The sequence below is a fragment of the Sphingopyxis yananensis genome, from assembly GCF_020687785.1.
GTDB lineage: Bacteria > Pseudomonadota > Alphaproteobacteria > Sphingomonadales > Sphingomonadaceae > Sphingopyxis > Sphingopyxis yananensis.
This window is the reverse complement of sequence record NZ_JAJEWI010000004.1, coordinates 1-14,692: the sequence shown is the minus strand read 5'-3', so window position 1 is coordinate 14,692 and position 14,692 is coordinate 1. Positions and strand designations below refer to the sequence as shown.

Below are 14,692 nucleotides of genomic sequence, written 5' to 3'. Positions count from 1 at the left end.
CAGCATTTTTTGTGGTGGGCGACCTTGGCGGCCAGCGGTCATTTTAATCGCCGCGCTGCGACACCAAAAGGATTTCCTTGTCATTGGAGGATATCTGTTTCGCAATTCCGTTCAGTTCCAAGGCCTTCACAAATCCGTCAATGTCGCCCGAGGAAAAAACGCCAACGATATCCGTCGTGGGGATTTGATTGTCGACAAAGACCAATTTGCGTTTCGCATAACGGTTCACGTCCGTTACCGCTTGCGACAAGGGGTCGTTCATGAAAACCAGTCGCCCGTCCGTCCAGCTTGTTTCCTTTTTGACGTCGACATTGCTGAGTGTCCATCGCCGGTCGGACTGCATGACCAATTGACGACCCGGTGTCATTTCCGTGCTACCTCGGACGTTACTATCCTCTACTTTCACTTTTCCTTCGGCAAGAACCACGGCGATTTGGTCGCCATCAAGGCGGACCTCGAACGCGGTGCCCAATGCTTTGACCGTCTTGCCATCAACATGCACGATGAATGGGCGCTCGGCATTTTTTGCGACGTTGAAGAAGGCGCGTCCTTGCAGCATTTCAACCCTGCGTTCGTCTGCCAGGTCTGAAAATTTCAATTCGGTTTCAGAATCCATGGTGACACGTGTGCCGTCAGGCAGGGTGATGATCGACCGTTGACCTGTTATGGTTTGGAAATTCTGTACCGTGACATCATTTCCACTTTTGATAAAGCTCGGCAGCGTCGCAACGCTGATGAAGAGGGCGATGAACAGCATAGCGGCCATCGCCGCATGTCGGCGCCAATTTGATGGACTGCGCGATGGCTTGACATAGGGTGTTTGTTCCAAGTCGGCCTGCATCCGTTCCGCAATCATCCAACCGCGATCAACCATGCCATATGCATTGCGATGCGCTGGGGAACGTGCGAGCCAGCTAGAAAATTGTTTCGCGTCGCTGTCGGACATGTCGCCAGCCAAATGTTCATTGTACCAAAAGGCGGCTTCGGACAACAGGTCCGAGCTGGGGGGAGAGGCGTTGCGCGTCATTGTCGTGCTTTCAATTCTTCAGCAATTCGTACGAGCGCGCGGTGCATCAGATCCTTAACCGAATCTCTGTTTATTCCCATGCGATCGCCGATAGCTTGATAGGTCAGGTGTTCAAAGCGATGCAGTTCAAATGCCTGTCTTGCTCTGGGCGGCAGGTTCACAATGGCTTGCATCACGCATTGATATTCTTGTTGGCCAATGGCGATCCGTTCAGGCGACAGCGGGTCCGCATTGCCATGACTATCTGACCAAATTTCATATGATGAGGGGTTGGAAACTTTATTGGCGCGAATATAATCGATCAGAACATTTCTGGCGGTTGCGAATAAATATCCCTCGACATTGGTAACCGGTTTCGTCGATTTGCTGATTTGCAGTTTGAGGAAGACTTCTTGGACCAGATCGTCCGCATCATCTTTTGATGCACGGCGTGCAAAATATGTCCGCAAGCTGCTGCCATATTTTTCTGCCATGCCCGCCGTATCCCAAAAGACCTCATCTGCTAACATAATCAGTCACCCCTAACTATGTTATTGATCGCGAAGGATGATATCAGTGATTGGTACATCAATGCCCTCGTTCAGTCGAAACTTATATAGCAACCCTACAGTATAAGACGAAAAAAATGATGATGAGGGGGTATCGTTCGTGAAAATAATTTAAAATTATTATTTATTGGGAAAGCTGTTCGGATTTCGCATGGGGTCGCGATATTGCGCAGGCTGCTACTGACCCAACCTAGGCCCGCATCGGCACGGGAAGGGTGTAGAATAGTCGGTAAATGGATCTGCTAAAAATTTCATAATGACGGATTGCGATATTTTGTGAACGCATCTGCATTATATGACCGCGCAGGGCCGAATAAATTCAACTAATATTGCCTTAACCATTTCCGTAAGCCCAACGTCCACGTCTGCTGGGCAAATTGAGGGCATGGCACGGCGTCAATCTTTCGCGACATTATCGCAAAAGTGGATGAAATCAGGGCTTTGTGTGGCATTTTTTGCGATGCAAGCTTGGGCTGCGGATGCCTCTGCCATGTCGTCCTTGGCCGAAGAGCCGGCGCAAGATGTTAACGAAGTTGCCGAAGGGCCGGAGTGCGGGGTAGGGGTTCCCGACCGTGCCAGCCTGAGCCGTGAGCGTTTGGTACTGAACGGCGCGCCAAGTGCCTTGGAGCGTATCCGCCTGAGCCAGCGAACCGACGCTGCACCGGAATCCACCCAGCCAGCATCCACCACACAGTCGATTTTGATGCGGTCGTTGGCGAACCGACCTGTTAATGCGATGGCACCGGCCAGCCGTACGTCTCTCAATTTGGGTGAGGTGCGCGCTCAAAGCGCGGATTTACAATGCGAGCAGGAACGGGCGCAGGGCTTTTCCCATGCCTTTCGTATCGACCGCCCCAATTTGCGGGACGCCATGGGCACACGGCCCATCCCCGTGCGCCGCACAGCGTTCGATGATCGCTGGCAGCGTGTCCGTGCGGCGCCGCCGGCATCCTTAATGCAGCATCAATTGCAACAGGCTGGCGTGAGCCAAGATATGGCCGACGACGAAGTGCTGCGCCGCATTAATCGCCATGTGAACCAGACTATTGCCTATCGTGCGGATATGACGACCTATGGGCAGCGCGACTATTGGGCGAGCGCGGCAGAGACAATCGCCAACAAAGCGGGTGACTGCGAAGATTATGCCATTTTGAAAATGCATATGCTGCGCGCCGCTGGCGTCAGCGCATCGAAAATGCGCCTGATGTTGCTGCGGGATTTGGCGGGCAATGCCGATCATGCTTTTCTAGTGGTGTCCGGCACCGCTGGGGATCGGGTGCTGGATAATAATATCGACCGCGTTTACGCCGCCCATGAAGCGGTGGATGTACGGCCGGTATTATCATTCAGCGAAGATCGCCGCTGGGTTCATGCCATTCGCGATCAAGACCTAGCCAGCAACATTGTTCCAGCGCGTCAGTCGATTAACTAATCCATTGCGTGATTAACGATAATAAGGGCGCTGGTATCAGATGGCCGAGAGCATCGCCGCGCCTGCGATCCGCTGCCATGCTTGCGCCGCGCATAAATTAAGGGCTGGGCCATTCCGCAAAAATGGCCCAGCCCTTTGTTGGCATAATCCGTTGGTCGCTGCTCAGCGTTCGGTAAGCGCCGATCCGCTGGCTTTTAAAACGGGTTTCAGCAAATAGGTCAGAACCGATTTTTTGCCGGTCAGCACCTCGACATCGCACATCATGCCGGGCGTAATCGGCAGACGGCGACCGCCGCTTTCCAAATAGCTTTTTTCGGTTTCCACCACGACAGTGAAATAGGCCTGACGTTCTACTTCGTCATAGATGCTGTCCGCCGACACGCGAACCACACGGCCTTTCAGCCCGCCATAGATGGAAAAGTCATAAGCCGTAACCTTCACATTCGCAGGGTCGCCCACTTTCAAAAAGGCGATGTCCCGCGGCGTCACGCGGGTTTCGATCAGCAATTTGTCGCCCAGCGGAACAATTTGCAAAATTTGTTCGCCAGCGTTCACAAAGCCGCCGACGGTGTTAACCAACAAGTCATTGACCACGCCGCGCGCAGGGGCGCGAATTTCCGAACGGGCCAGCCGCCCCTCGGCACCGCGAATGGTTTCTTGGTTGACGGCCATTTTGGTGGTGAGCTGGCTGCGTTCATTCAAGGCTTCTTGTTGGAAGTCAAAACGAGCGCGCGACACTTCGGCGCGGGCTTCGCGCACGGCGGCTTCGGACCGCGAAATGGCTTGGCGGGCGGCGGCTAGACGGCCCTGTATATCCACCACTTCGCGCTGGGCGGTCAGCAATTCGGTCTGCGGAATGACATTTTTCTGCGCCAAGGGCGTGAGCATCGCCACTTGTTGCTGGGCCAAACGCAGGCTGCTTTCGAGCGATGTCGCGGTGGCGCGGGCTTCGCCAGCGTCGCGTTGACGCTGGTCCACCGAAGCAGACAAGGCGGCCAATTGGCTTTGCAAGGCTGAACGGCGAACTTGCATCAAACGGCCTTCGTCGCCGCAATTGTCGCCAACACAGCCTGCACCGCTGCCGCCTTCGCTTTCCAAACGGGCGGCGCGCTGGGCAAGCAATTGATTTTCGGTTTCCAATTGCCCCAATTCGGATTGCGACATGGTGTTGTCCAGCCGCACCAGCAATTGGCCTTTTTTCACCGTCTGGCCGGTGCGAACCAAAATTTCCTTGATCGTCGAGGGTTCGGCCGATTGAATGATTTGGACTTTGGAGGATGGAATGACCCGGCCTTGGCCGCGCGTCACTTCATCGACTTTGGCAAAACTAGCCCACAGTAAAAACAAAGTGAAACCCGCAGCAGCGGCGATGGTGATTTGCTCTGCGCCGCGCAGGCGCTGCCAGTAATTCAAAAAAGATCGCAGCATATCACTCGCTCTTGCTGATATTGTCGTCGCCGCTCGCCTGTTCGCCGGTCAGGCGCGAAAAGCGGGATGTTGTTTTTGTGGGGTCAGGGATACTGGGTGTCCAGCCCTTGGTAACATCCACACGGCCCCCCACATCCGTTTCGGTGCGGTGGTCGGTTGGATCGCGCGGGGCGGGCAGGGCGGTGATGCCGCCTTCCTCTGCCATCGCGGGGGTGATGTTCGACCCTTTGAACAAGCTGTCAAAGGATGGGATGCTTTCTTGGCCGACGTAAGCGTCGCCAAAGGCCTTGGGTCGGCCCCAACTGCCGGGCCAACGGTAAAAAATATGCGCGCCAATTTGTTCAATTTTGGTCAATTTGGGTGCCCAATAAGGCAGGACATAATTGGCGTGATAATGGGTTGCCATACCCACGGGCTTGTGGACATGGCCCGCCAGCGCAGATCGCGCAATTTCACCCGCCCGACGCCATAAGGCTGGAACGGGTGCGCGCGCCATCGATCCGTCGCACGTAAAGCTGAATTGGCATCCTGGGCGCGTGCTGCCCTGATACACCACAGCGCATACGCTGTCGGGATAGGCGGGGTGGCGCATGCGGTTCAAAATGACCTGCGCGACGGCGGCTTTGCCAGCATCGCTTTCGGTGGCCGCTTCATAATAGATGGCCTGCGTTAAACAGCGTTCGGCATTGGTGGTTTGCAGCGCTGATAAATGCGGCAATTGAAAGGGGCGTGCCGATTCCACTGGCAGGTCGGATTTGGGCAATAACGCATTTTGTGCAATGGCGTCGTCCCCCTCTGCCGCAGCTTCGGTGACGTCGCTGTCGGTTTCCGAAATAAGCTGAGCGATTTCCTCGCGCTGCATTTCGGCGGCGCTTAGGCTGGTAGGGGCGTTGGGGTCGCGGCGTTCAAATAACTTGGCCAAATGGGGCAAGGCATTGGGATTGGCGGCAATGACCATCACCGCCAAAGCCAGTCCGCCGAACCCCGCAATCCATGGGCGCGCAAGGCGGCGTGATTCCACCGCCTGATCGACATAGATTTGCCGATCAATTGTCCCATCGGTCAGCCCCTTTTCTGGGGGAGGTGAGGCGGCGAGGTTGCTCAACGCGGGCCATCCTTGGGCATAGAGCGTGCCAATATTTCTTCGCGCGGACCGTCGGCAACAATCTTGCCCTGATCGATCACAATGATGCGATCACAAATATGCAAAATCGCTTCGCGGTGGGTGGCGATGACCACCGTCTGCTTGGGATCCAGCATTTTTTCCAGCGCCCGAACAAAGTGGCGTTCGCTTTGAGTGTCCATCGCGCCTGTCGGTTCATCCAAGAACAGCAATTTCGACGGCGATGCCATGGCCCGAGCAATGGTCAAAAAGCTGCGCTGACCGCCGGACAATTGGCTGCCCCGTTCACCCGTCACGCGGTCCATGCCGGTTTCGTCGCGGCCCATAAATTGGTCCGCGCCAATCCCCTGCAACAGCTTCAGCAATTTTTCATCGCTGATACCGGGAGCGCAAAATTGCAAATTATGCTTGATCGACCCGCTGAACAAAACGCTGTCTTGCCCAACAAAGCGCATTTGCGAGCGCAAATAGATAGGCGAATATTGGCGGCTGTCCAATCCGTCGATATAGATATTGCCGTCTTCGGGGGGATAAATTCCGCACAATAAGCGGCCCAAAGTCGACTTGCCCGATGCCACGCGCCCGACAATCGCTATTTTTTCACCTGGGCGGATTTTTAGGTTGATATCCGTCAGCGATTTTGCGGCGGCCCCCGCATAAGCAAAGGACATATTCTCGACCGACACAGCGCCTTCGTGAATTTCCAAATCCAGCGTGCTGCTGCCCATGCGGCGTTCGTCTTCGGCGTCGATCATCTGTTGGATACTCGACATGGTGGTTACGGCCTGACGCCCACGGGTGATCAGAAAGGCCAATTGTCCAACGGGTGCCATGGAACGGCCAGCCAACATCACAATGGCAATGATCGCGCCCATCGAAATGTCACCCTGATCGAACAGATAAAATCCGCCGATGACCAGCGATAGGCTGGTGAATTGCTGGCCAATAGACGCCAGATTCACCGCGACCGTGTTGATACGTTTCAATTCAATTTGGGTGCGGGCGCTGGCGTCAACCATCCGGCGCCATTGGCCCAGAATCTGACCTTCTGCTGCGCAGCTTTTGACCGTTTCGGTGCCGCCAATGGCTTCCACCAACATGCTGTGTTGGATGCTGCTGTCAGCTTGCGCGTCCAGCGATGCCGCGGTGATTTTGCGTTGCAGAAAATATCCTGAAACCGCCATGATGGTGATGATGGTCATGGGGATGATCACCAACCATCCGGCCAGTGCGGCGATCATGATCAGGAATAAAAACAGGAAAACCACATCGACAATCAAGACGATCGTGGTTGATGCGAAAAAGTCGCGAACGGTTTCAAATTCTGACACCCGCCGCGCCAACATGCCTGTGCTGCCGCGCCTGTCGGACATGGGGATACTCAGGACTTTGGCAAAGATTTTTTCGGACAGCTTCACGTCCAACTCTTTGCTCAGATCATCCAACAAGGTCGACCGTGCAAGGCGCAACGTGAATTCAATGGCAAAGGCCAGCATGGCGCCAATGGCCAGCACCCACAGAGTGGACACGGCCTTGTTCGGCAGGACGCGATCATAAACGTTCATGGTGAACAACGGCAGGGCAAAGCCCAACAAGTTGATCATCAAGGCCGCGCCAAGCACCGGATAGAAGGAGCGGCGAACGCGATAAAGTTCGTTCCAGAACCAATGGCGTTTGGCCATAGCGTCCCACGGGCGCTGCTCGGCTTGAATGGAGCTGGTATCAGCGGAAACCGCAATGGCTTGGCCACCATAATCCCGCTCGACCAATTCTTCGGATACCCACACCGCTTCAGGGCGCGATGGGTCCCATACCAGATATTGGCCCGATTTTTCTTCGAGAAGGACGGAACAATATCCGTCCTTGCGCAGCATGATGGCGGGCAGTTGGCGCGTAAATTGCCGGACCTTGCGCGTGTAGATGCGTTCATTATTGATGAAGCAAAGCTCTAGCGCTGCTTCGGCTTGGTGAAAGGGCAAATGCCCTTGCTCGTCGCGCGCCAGCGACGACAGCGCCGCGCGTTGAAAGCTTTGACCGAAATGTCTGGCGATAAAATGAATGCAGGCGATCAATGGATCGCCTGCTTCATTATCGTTCATGACGGTCAGCGAAGGTTCGTCCCGCATCATCATATGACCAGTTCTAGAGTCGTAATCCTTTATTATGGGTTACGACGGCGTTGTAATTCTGCTGGTACGGGCGGACCGAAATTCACATCCTGACGGGCACTCACGCGGTGCGATGCAGGGGCGCTCAGTTCAAACGCATCCAACAGGCTGTTGGTCGCAGCCAAGATTTGATATTGCGCAAAAATTTCCGAGAAGCGAGCGATTTCAGCGCGCACTTGGACGTTGAAACGGGTGTTTTGCGCGTCCAAAACGTCCAACAGCGAACGACGACCAACCGAGAATTGATCGCGGTAAGACAATAGCAGTTCATCGGTCGATGCGGCTTGATCGGTCAAGTCGCGCAACACGTTGGTTTGCGTGTTTTTGCTGTTCCATGCGCTGCGCACATCGGTTTCCGCTTCGCGCATCATCTGATGCATACGGAAGCGGCTTTCGCTCGCACGGCGGACATATTCTTGATATTTTGCGCGGTTGATACCGCCATCAAAAATGGCCCAACGCATCACCGCTTTGGCTTGCAGGTCATTGGTTTCGCCGCGAAATGCGTCAATGTCGTCGCCGATACGGCCCGACAGTTCTAGACCAATCGTCGGGGCGAGGTCGCCTTTGTTCTTCGCTGCATCAGCGTTGGCGGCATCAACATCCGCAATGGCTTCCAACACCTTGGGGTGACGTGTGCGGGCCAGGCCAATGGCGTCATTCAGGCTCAACGGTAGTTTTTCCGTAAAGGCTGGTGGCAATTGCACGTCATTCACTTGCAATCCGCTGAGTGCCAGCAAGTTAATCTTGCCAGTTTCCAGCGCTTCGGCGGCTTCGCTAACGCGAACGGCGGCCGCTTTTGCACGTTCTTGAGCTTGCTGCAAATCAGCTACGCTGATCGAGCCTGCTTGCACGCCGCCCGCCAAATCTTGAACCAGTCCGTTGTGGAAGGTTAGATTGTCTTCGGCGGCAGCAACAATTCGCTGTTGCAACAAAACGTCCAAATATTGGCGCGCGGTTTGCAGTGCGACAAATTCCGACCGTTCCAACACGCGCAAACCTGCGCCATCGACGCGGGCCGCTTGGCGTGTTTTCTCACCACGGCGGCGACCAAAATCGATCAGCGTCTGTTCGGCGCGAAGCTGGGCCTCGATCGGGTAGAGTTCTTGATTGGCGATGTTCAGGCTACGGCGGGTTTGGTTTTCCAAACGGCGCACACCCGCCGATGCCTCCAGCGTCACGCGGGGCATATACAGGCCCTTGGCCTGTTCCAATTCAAACTCAATGGCTTGCTTGTTCATTTCCGCTTGATGGATTTGGGGATTGGTGTCGATAGCAACAGCAATCACATCCTTCAGCGACAAGGATTGCGCCGATGCGGGGGAGGCGGCGAAGACCAGCGCCAGAGCGGACGCGATTTGCGTTCCAAATGCAGAGATTTTCATCGCTTATTCTCCCGTCACATTCACGCGCACTTCGACGCGGCGATTGGCTGGCGTGCGTTCGCCGTCAATCGTTTGGACACGCAGGTCCGATTCACCCTTGCCGGACACCGCAATAATATTGGCTGGAATGCCGGCAGATGTCATAATGGCGGCAACCGCTTCACCACGGCGGACGGACAGCTTGTTGTTATAAGCATCCGACCCCGCACGGTCGGTATGGCCGACGACGGTGAAATTCCGCCAACCGCAACGGGCGCGGTTTTCTGCCATAAAGGCGGCCGATGCTTGGGCGTCGGAAGATGGCACAACCGAGTCAAAGTCAAAGAAGAAGGTCGCCGCAACCTCTGGCGGGCAATTGTCCGTTGGCGGCGGAGGAGGAGGGGCGGGGATGGCTGCGGGCGGAGATGCCGGAGGCGGCACATTGTTCATCATGCCATAAGCAAAGTCACAGCGGCGCAAGCTGTCCGCGTCCTTGGTGCCGGATTTCAAAAATCCCAACGCGATACCGCACTGGATCTTGGCATCCGACGCCCAATTATGAACGGCGTTATTGGCCGCAATCACGCTGGGATTGGTCGACATAGCCAAGGCGGCATCATAGCGTTGCTTGACCTCTCCGCGCAGGGCCGAAACCGACTGATTGACATTCAGCGCTTGTGCTGACGCAACATGCGGAACCACCGCTGCTAGGACAGCGGCAAAGCCCACCGTCCATTTTGCTCCTCTAGATGACATAATATTCTTGCCCCTAATTTGTTTTTAGATTCCAATGGCGTTTATAGTTTATCCTTGCGGAATTTGGCTCAAGTCATGCTCCAAGCTGCTGCTTTGGGTTATGTGATGAGCCTCTGGTGCGACCAGTTGTTGATCCAGCAGCGCGGCAAGGTCAGCAGACGAAGCTGCGTGTCCAGCGGCAACAGGATCATTTTGGCCAACCACCGCATCCAGCAAGCTGTCCACGGCACCTTCATCGGCCACTTCCTTCAGAATATCAGCAGCAGCAGCGGTGTCGGCTGATGATGGGGCCGCATTTTGCGCCTCAACCGGCATCGCGATCAACTGATCCATGAATTGATCAGAAGATGCTGCGACCAGATCGAACAAGGATTCCGATCCTTGGTTGTTCTGATCATCAGCCTGATCTGGCTGCGTCACGGGTGCGGACAGGTCCGCAGCCGCTAGGTCATTGCTATCGTCACCTCCCAGATGGGACGGCGCTGTCGCTGGTGCGGCCTCGTTATGACTTGCCGGAAGGCCAGCATTGTCATTCGCAGTCGGAATATCCGTTACAGTCGGTGCCTCGGGTGTTACCGATGGGGCGGCCAGGGACGTCGTGTCTGCGGGGACGTTCACCGCATGGGCCTGTACGGCGGGCAGCAAGTCCGCTTCCCACGCGACAGCGACCAAGGCCGCAGCCAAAGCCGATCCAGCCGAGGTCACGGCAAAGCGCGCTTGCTCTGCTTCGCGGTTGCTGTTGCCCACGGTGAAGCTGACGTCACCGATGATGCCGGTGCTGCCGTCAGCCCGTGTGAAGCTGCTTTGGCCATGAACCAGCACATCGCCATCCGCAGCCGTATAGCTTTGGTTATCCGAGCGCAGATTGATGTTGATAATGCCCAAATCTTCCAAGGTACGGAATTCACCCTCGTCCGAAATGCCATTGCCATTCGCGTCTTGCCACACGCCGAACAGGCTGAAATGCGCGTCATTAGCATCCAACACGCCGTCGCCATTGCTGTCGAAATCAGCGGCAAGACCTTGAAGGTCGGTCAGTCCGTTACCGCCAAAGACGATTTCCGAACCATTATCCACTGTGCCGTTGCGGTTGATGTCGATGGCCAAAATGCCGTCACCGCGACCAACCCAGCCCGTACCAAGGCGTTCACCATTGCCCATATAATCAAAGGTTACGCCGTCGGCGCGGGACAGGAAGTCCAGCCCATTACCATCCAAGTCCAACACGATCGGCGGGGCTTGGTTGACAATGCCGGTGGTCAACACCGTCGGCAAATCGGCGGCCGTAACGCCTGTCAGTTCAACAAGGATATCCTTTGCCGCATCAGGGGTTGCGCCGACCTGTTGGTAAATAAAGCTTCGGCCATTGGCGACGAAACCAACCGTGGTTCCGGCATTACCGAGGTTGTTTTTCTGCAAATATTCAGCCACAGCAGCCAAACTATTCTCAGAACCAATGGTTATCACCGTTCCTGTGGTGAACGTGCTATTGGTCGAGAAGCTGATCACGCCATTGGTAATGGAGTGCGATTTGATCGTGCTACCTCCGATGGTCAATATACTGTCATTGCTCGTATTTGCCGAGCCGCTAGTCGCACTCGCAACAATGACTTTCGGTACCGTCAGCTCGATCCGGTCGCTTTCTGACAGTTTAAAGTCGGTGACCTTGTCATAGCCAGAAAGGGTGCCCGCATTGCCCGTGCCAGACGTCACGACGCGGCTGTCGCCAGACCCGAACACGAAACGGTCCGCACCGGTCCCACCCGTCAGTATGTCTGCGCCCGTACCACCGACAAGGCGATCATTGCCCGCCCCGCCGTCAATGACATCATTGCCTTCTTGGCCATAGATGACGTCATCGCCGTCACCACCGTTGATGATGTCGTTACCGCCCGTGCGTCCGCTTTCTCTGCCAAGTTCATTTTGGTGTGTGCGAATATATTCCAGCGTGTCCGCGCGCGTCCAGTTTTGCGATGGCGTTGATTCCAACACTTGGAACACGCGCCAGCCTGAACCGGCGGGCAGGTCCAATCCTTTGGCCGCTGCGAGGACATCGGTGAATGGCGCATCACCAAAGATTAAATCATTCCCAGCGCCGCCAGAAATATTGTCATTACCAGCAGGGGCCAGAGTTGTAGATCCACCCAGGCTTCCTACGGCACCGATCAAAGCCTCGGCTGTCTGTGCGTTGGTGGCTTGCCCCCCAACGCCTTCCAGCAAGCCCAAAATTTCCAGCGGTGTTGCACGAACGATGCTGTCCAGCGCAATATATCCGCCGCCACCTGCGGTTGCTTGAAGCGCGATATAATCGATGAATTTACCACTTGGAGCCGAAATGTCCCAATCGTTCAAAGTGGCCCCGTTAAAGCTTCTGGTGAGCGTTTCTGAGGTTCCGTCGGTGTAGTGGACGGTATAGCTTATCGTGGTATTCCCACTCCCGAAGCTGGAAAGGTCAAAGCGAACGGAGGTAACAGGAATGCCGTTAAAGCCGTTTGTTGAGTAATTTCCATTCCCATCATAGTCATTTCCAAATCCGAAGTCGAAACGTAGGACTTCGTTTCCGGAAATGCCGTCATCACCGACACCAAAGCGGCCATTTGACGCAGCATAAACATTCGTCAGGTTGCCGCTCGTAGGTGCTGCGGTTGATGACCAAGCAGAAACTTGCGCAATATTCGTGCCACCGGATGCGGAAATTGTATAGGCTGTGCGTGTTCCGTTGCCGGTTAGGGCATCGTAGCTGCTACGGCTGTTGTAATCGATCCGCTCGGGCGTGTTGTTCAGCGCAATACCGATGGTGTCGATGCTCCAGCCGGCCTTGTCCAATATATTCTGAACATCATTTGTGCCGTCACTGGCACCTAACATTTCGTTGATCGCTCTCGTGATATGCGACAACTGCTCTTGGCCTCCGCTGGTGCCATTGTCCCACATCGTCGGCGCACCATCGGATACGAACAATATTTTGTTAATATCCGCGCCCACAATCGGCTTGGTATTGGCATCGGTGGAGTTGAGCCAGCTCAGCGCTTTGATAAGCGCGTCCTCATAATTGGTGCCGCCTTCGTCTGTCATCGCATTCACAGCATCTTTAGCCGCTTGAATGCGCGCTGCGTTGTTGACGCCGTTCAACACAATATCAAATGTACCAAGCGAGCGGGCGGTGCTGTCAAAGTCGATCAAGTGAATACGAACCTGTGACGCGCCGGAGTTGCCCAAGGAATCCAACAGGCTGTTGACGGCATTTTTCAGCGCCTGCATCCGCGAAATTTGCTGACCGCCAAAAGAAATTTGGTTTTCCATGCTGCCAGAACTGTCCAGCACCAGCATGATATTCGCCTTCTGTCCGGGCGTGATTGTCACGGAACCGGGATCGCCGAAAAGCACGTCATCGCCTACGCCGCCGTTCACCGCTCCATCAACAGGGCCGCTTGGCACTGTATGATCTGGTGTGCTTCCTGTTTTGTCATCATCAGGCGAACCGACAATGAAGATATCCGGCGCATTTTTGATCGAGATCGTATGCGTGTCGGTGGACACGTCACCATCGGCATCCGTGGCCTTCAACGTGAAATTAAGGCTCTTGTCGGCAGTGATCCGTTCATTTGCATTAAACGACCATGTGCCATTTTGGTTAAATGTCAAAATGCCCTTGCCGCTGACATCGACTTGATATTGTCCGCCCGTCAGGGTGAAGGTCTGGGCAGGGCCACCGTCTATAGAAAGGGTGAATTGGGTCGCTGGAACGCCATCTGCGCCAGGGATCATGGACCAATTGCCAGTGATCGGCGCAGCGCCTTCGTTGATGGTGGTTGCGCCCGTAATGTCCACAACCGGAACATCGTCGATGATCTTGACGGACAATGTGCCGGATGCCGTATCGCCATCCCTGTCTTTCAGCGTGACAGAGATATTATCGAACAGTTCATTCTTGCCCTGAAGGTTGGCATGCGCCTCGTTGCTGGTCAGGGTATAGCTATAGCTGACCTTTCCTGTGACAGCGTTATATCCGGTAATCTGAAGCGTGTGCCCTTCCGGCGTGGTGATGGTCTGCGCGGTAAATACGCCATTGTTAATAACCGTCACGCCGCCAATTTTCAGTTCCGCGACGCCATCGGGCGCCGTAATTGAAAAATCACCAGTTTTTGTGAGCAGGCCAGCGTTGGGTGCTGAACCATTGCTCAAATTCTCTTCCGCAAAGCTAAGCTCGCCGCCGGATGCTTGGGGTGTCAAATCAACAATGGTGACGGGGCTGTTGGTCAAGCTGATGGTCAGCTTGGCGGTCGCCTTGTCGCTGTCGCCATCGGTGATCTGATAGGTGAAGACCTCTTCAATCGGGCCGGTGGTTGGCAAAGCCTTGGTATAGTCGCGGGTATAGGTATAGCTGCCATCGGCATTGATGGCGATCGAGCCATATAGACCGGTCGCGCTCATGGCGCTGCCGACCGCGCCGGTGCCGGTCACAATGCCGGTGACGGGGCTGTTTGCAGCCACAGGGCCGTCCGCGCCAATGGTGTCATTGGTGAACACATTGCCGCCGGTGCTGGCCTGGCCAGCCGCCAAGCTGCCCGTATCATCGCGCGCAATGGGGGTGTCATCAACAATGGCGATGGTCAGCGTGCCATTGCCAGTGCTGCCGTCGCGGTCGGTGACGACCAGATTGAAGACATCTTGGTCGGCGATGCCATCATTATGATTGATGCTGCCGTCCAGCGTATAGCTGTAGCTCAGCGCGCCGGTGGTGGCATTAAAGCTGGTGATGGTCAGCGTGCCATACAGGCCGTTGATGGTCTGCGGCGCACCGGTCACCGTGTCGCCATTGATCGTCAGACCCGCAAAGCCGTCT

At 55.4% G+C, this 14,692-nt stretch carries 9 protein-coding genes; 1 reads left to right on the top strand and 8 read right to left on the bottom strand.

All coding sequences use genetic code 11. From position 1 onward, the window contains the following. Positions 1–43: 43 nt before the first annotated feature. Together LKO31_RS02170 and LKO31_RS02165 are read right to left on the bottom strand one after the other, a co-directional pair. A complete protein-coding gene (locus tag LKO31_RS02170; protein ID WP_227688445.1) occupies positions 44–1,027 on the bottom strand; it encodes a FecR family protein in 984 nt (327 codons plus the stop codon). Next, positions 1,024–1,536: an RNA polymerase sigma factor gene (locus LKO31_RS02165; RefSeq protein WP_227688444.1), complete on the bottom strand. Its 513-nt coding sequence runs from the start codon at positions 1,534–1,536 to the stop codon at positions 1,024–1,026. The genes LKO31_RS02170 and LKO31_RS02165 overlap by 4 nt, the downstream gene beginning before the upstream one ends. Before the next feature lie 466 nt (positions 1,537–2,002). On the opposite strand from LKO31_RS02165, the gene LKO31_RS02160 reads away from it, so the two are divergent. Next, positions 2,003–3,007, top strand: a complete 1,005-nt coding sequence (locus LKO31_RS02160) for a transglutaminase-like cysteine peptidase (RefSeq protein ID WP_227688443.1) — start codon at positions 2,003–2,005, stop codon at positions 3,005–3,007. A 162-nt stretch (positions 3,008–3,169) separates the two neighbouring features. Here LKO31_RS02160 and LKO31_RS02155 read toward each other — a convergent pair whose 3' ends face one another. The 6 genes from LKO31_RS02155 to LKO31_RS02130 all read right to left on the bottom strand — a co-directional run. Beyond that, complete coding sequence (locus LKO31_RS02155; RefSeq protein WP_227688442.1) at positions 3,170–4,435, bottom strand: HlyD family type I secretion periplasmic adaptor subunit; 1,266 nt, start codon at positions 4,433–4,435, stop codon at positions 3,170–3,172. 1 nt (position 4,436) lies between these two features. Further along, on the bottom strand, positions 4,437–5,540 hold the full coding sequence (locus tag LKO31_RS02150; RefSeq protein WP_227688441.1) for a cell wall hydrolase: 1,104 nt from the start codon (positions 5,538–5,540) through the stop codon (positions 4,437–4,439). Beyond that, positions 5,537–7,690 carry a type I secretion system permease/ATPase gene (locus LKO31_RS02145; RefSeq protein WP_227688440.1) on the bottom strand — a complete coding sequence of 718 codons (2,154 nt, stop codon included), beginning with the start codon at positions 7,688–7,690 and terminating at the stop codon, positions 5,537–5,539. Before LKO31_RS02145 ends, LKO31_RS02150 begins: the two co-directional genes overlap by 4 nt. Positions 7,691–7,719: 29 nt before the next feature. Beyond that, positions 7,720–9,111, bottom strand: coding sequence for a TolC family protein (locus LKO31_RS02140; RefSeq protein ID WP_227688439.1), 1,392 nt, complete (start codon positions 9,109–9,111; stop codon positions 7,720–7,722). 3 nt (positions 9,112–9,114) lie between these two features. After that, the gene (locus LKO31_RS02135) at positions 9,115–9,846 is read right to left on the bottom strand and encodes an OmpA family protein (RefSeq protein WP_227688438.1); all 732 of its coding nucleotides are present in this window, start codon (positions 9,844–9,846) and stop codon (positions 9,115–9,117) included. Positions 9,847–9,894: 48 nt separating this feature from the next. Then, a partial coding sequence (locus LKO31_RS02130; RefSeq protein WP_227688437.1) for a VWA domain-containing protein occupies positions 9,895–14,692 on the bottom strand: 4,798 nt, incomplete at its 5' end.

Coding starts and splice junctions, on each gene's coding strand:
- LKO31_RS02155 (WP_227688442.1), bottom strand. CDS start 4,435: ATGCTGCGATCTTTTTTGAATTACTGGCAGCGCCTGCGCGGCGCAGAG.
- LKO31_RS02160 (WP_227688443.1), top strand. CDS start 2,003: ATGAAATCAGGGCTTTGTGTGGCATTTTTTGCGATGCAAGCTTGGGCT.
- LKO31_RS02135 (WP_227688438.1), bottom strand. CDS start 9,846: ATGTCATCTAGAGGAGCAAAATGGACGGTGGGCTTTGCCGCTGTCCTA.
- LKO31_RS02165 (WP_227688444.1), bottom strand. CDS start 1,536: ATGTTAGCAGATGAGGTCTTTTGGGATACGGCGGGCATGGCAGAAAAA.
- LKO31_RS02140 (WP_227688439.1), bottom strand. CDS start 9,111: ATGAAAATCTCTGCATTTGGAACGCAAATCGCGTCCGCTCTGGCGCTG.
- LKO31_RS02170 (WP_227688445.1), bottom strand. CDS start 1,027: ATGACGCGCAACGCCTCTCCCCCCAGCTCGGACCTGTTGTCCGAAGCC.
- LKO31_RS02145 (WP_227688440.1), bottom strand. CDS start 7,690: ATGATGATGCGGGACGAACCTTCGCTGACCGTCATGAACGATAATGAA.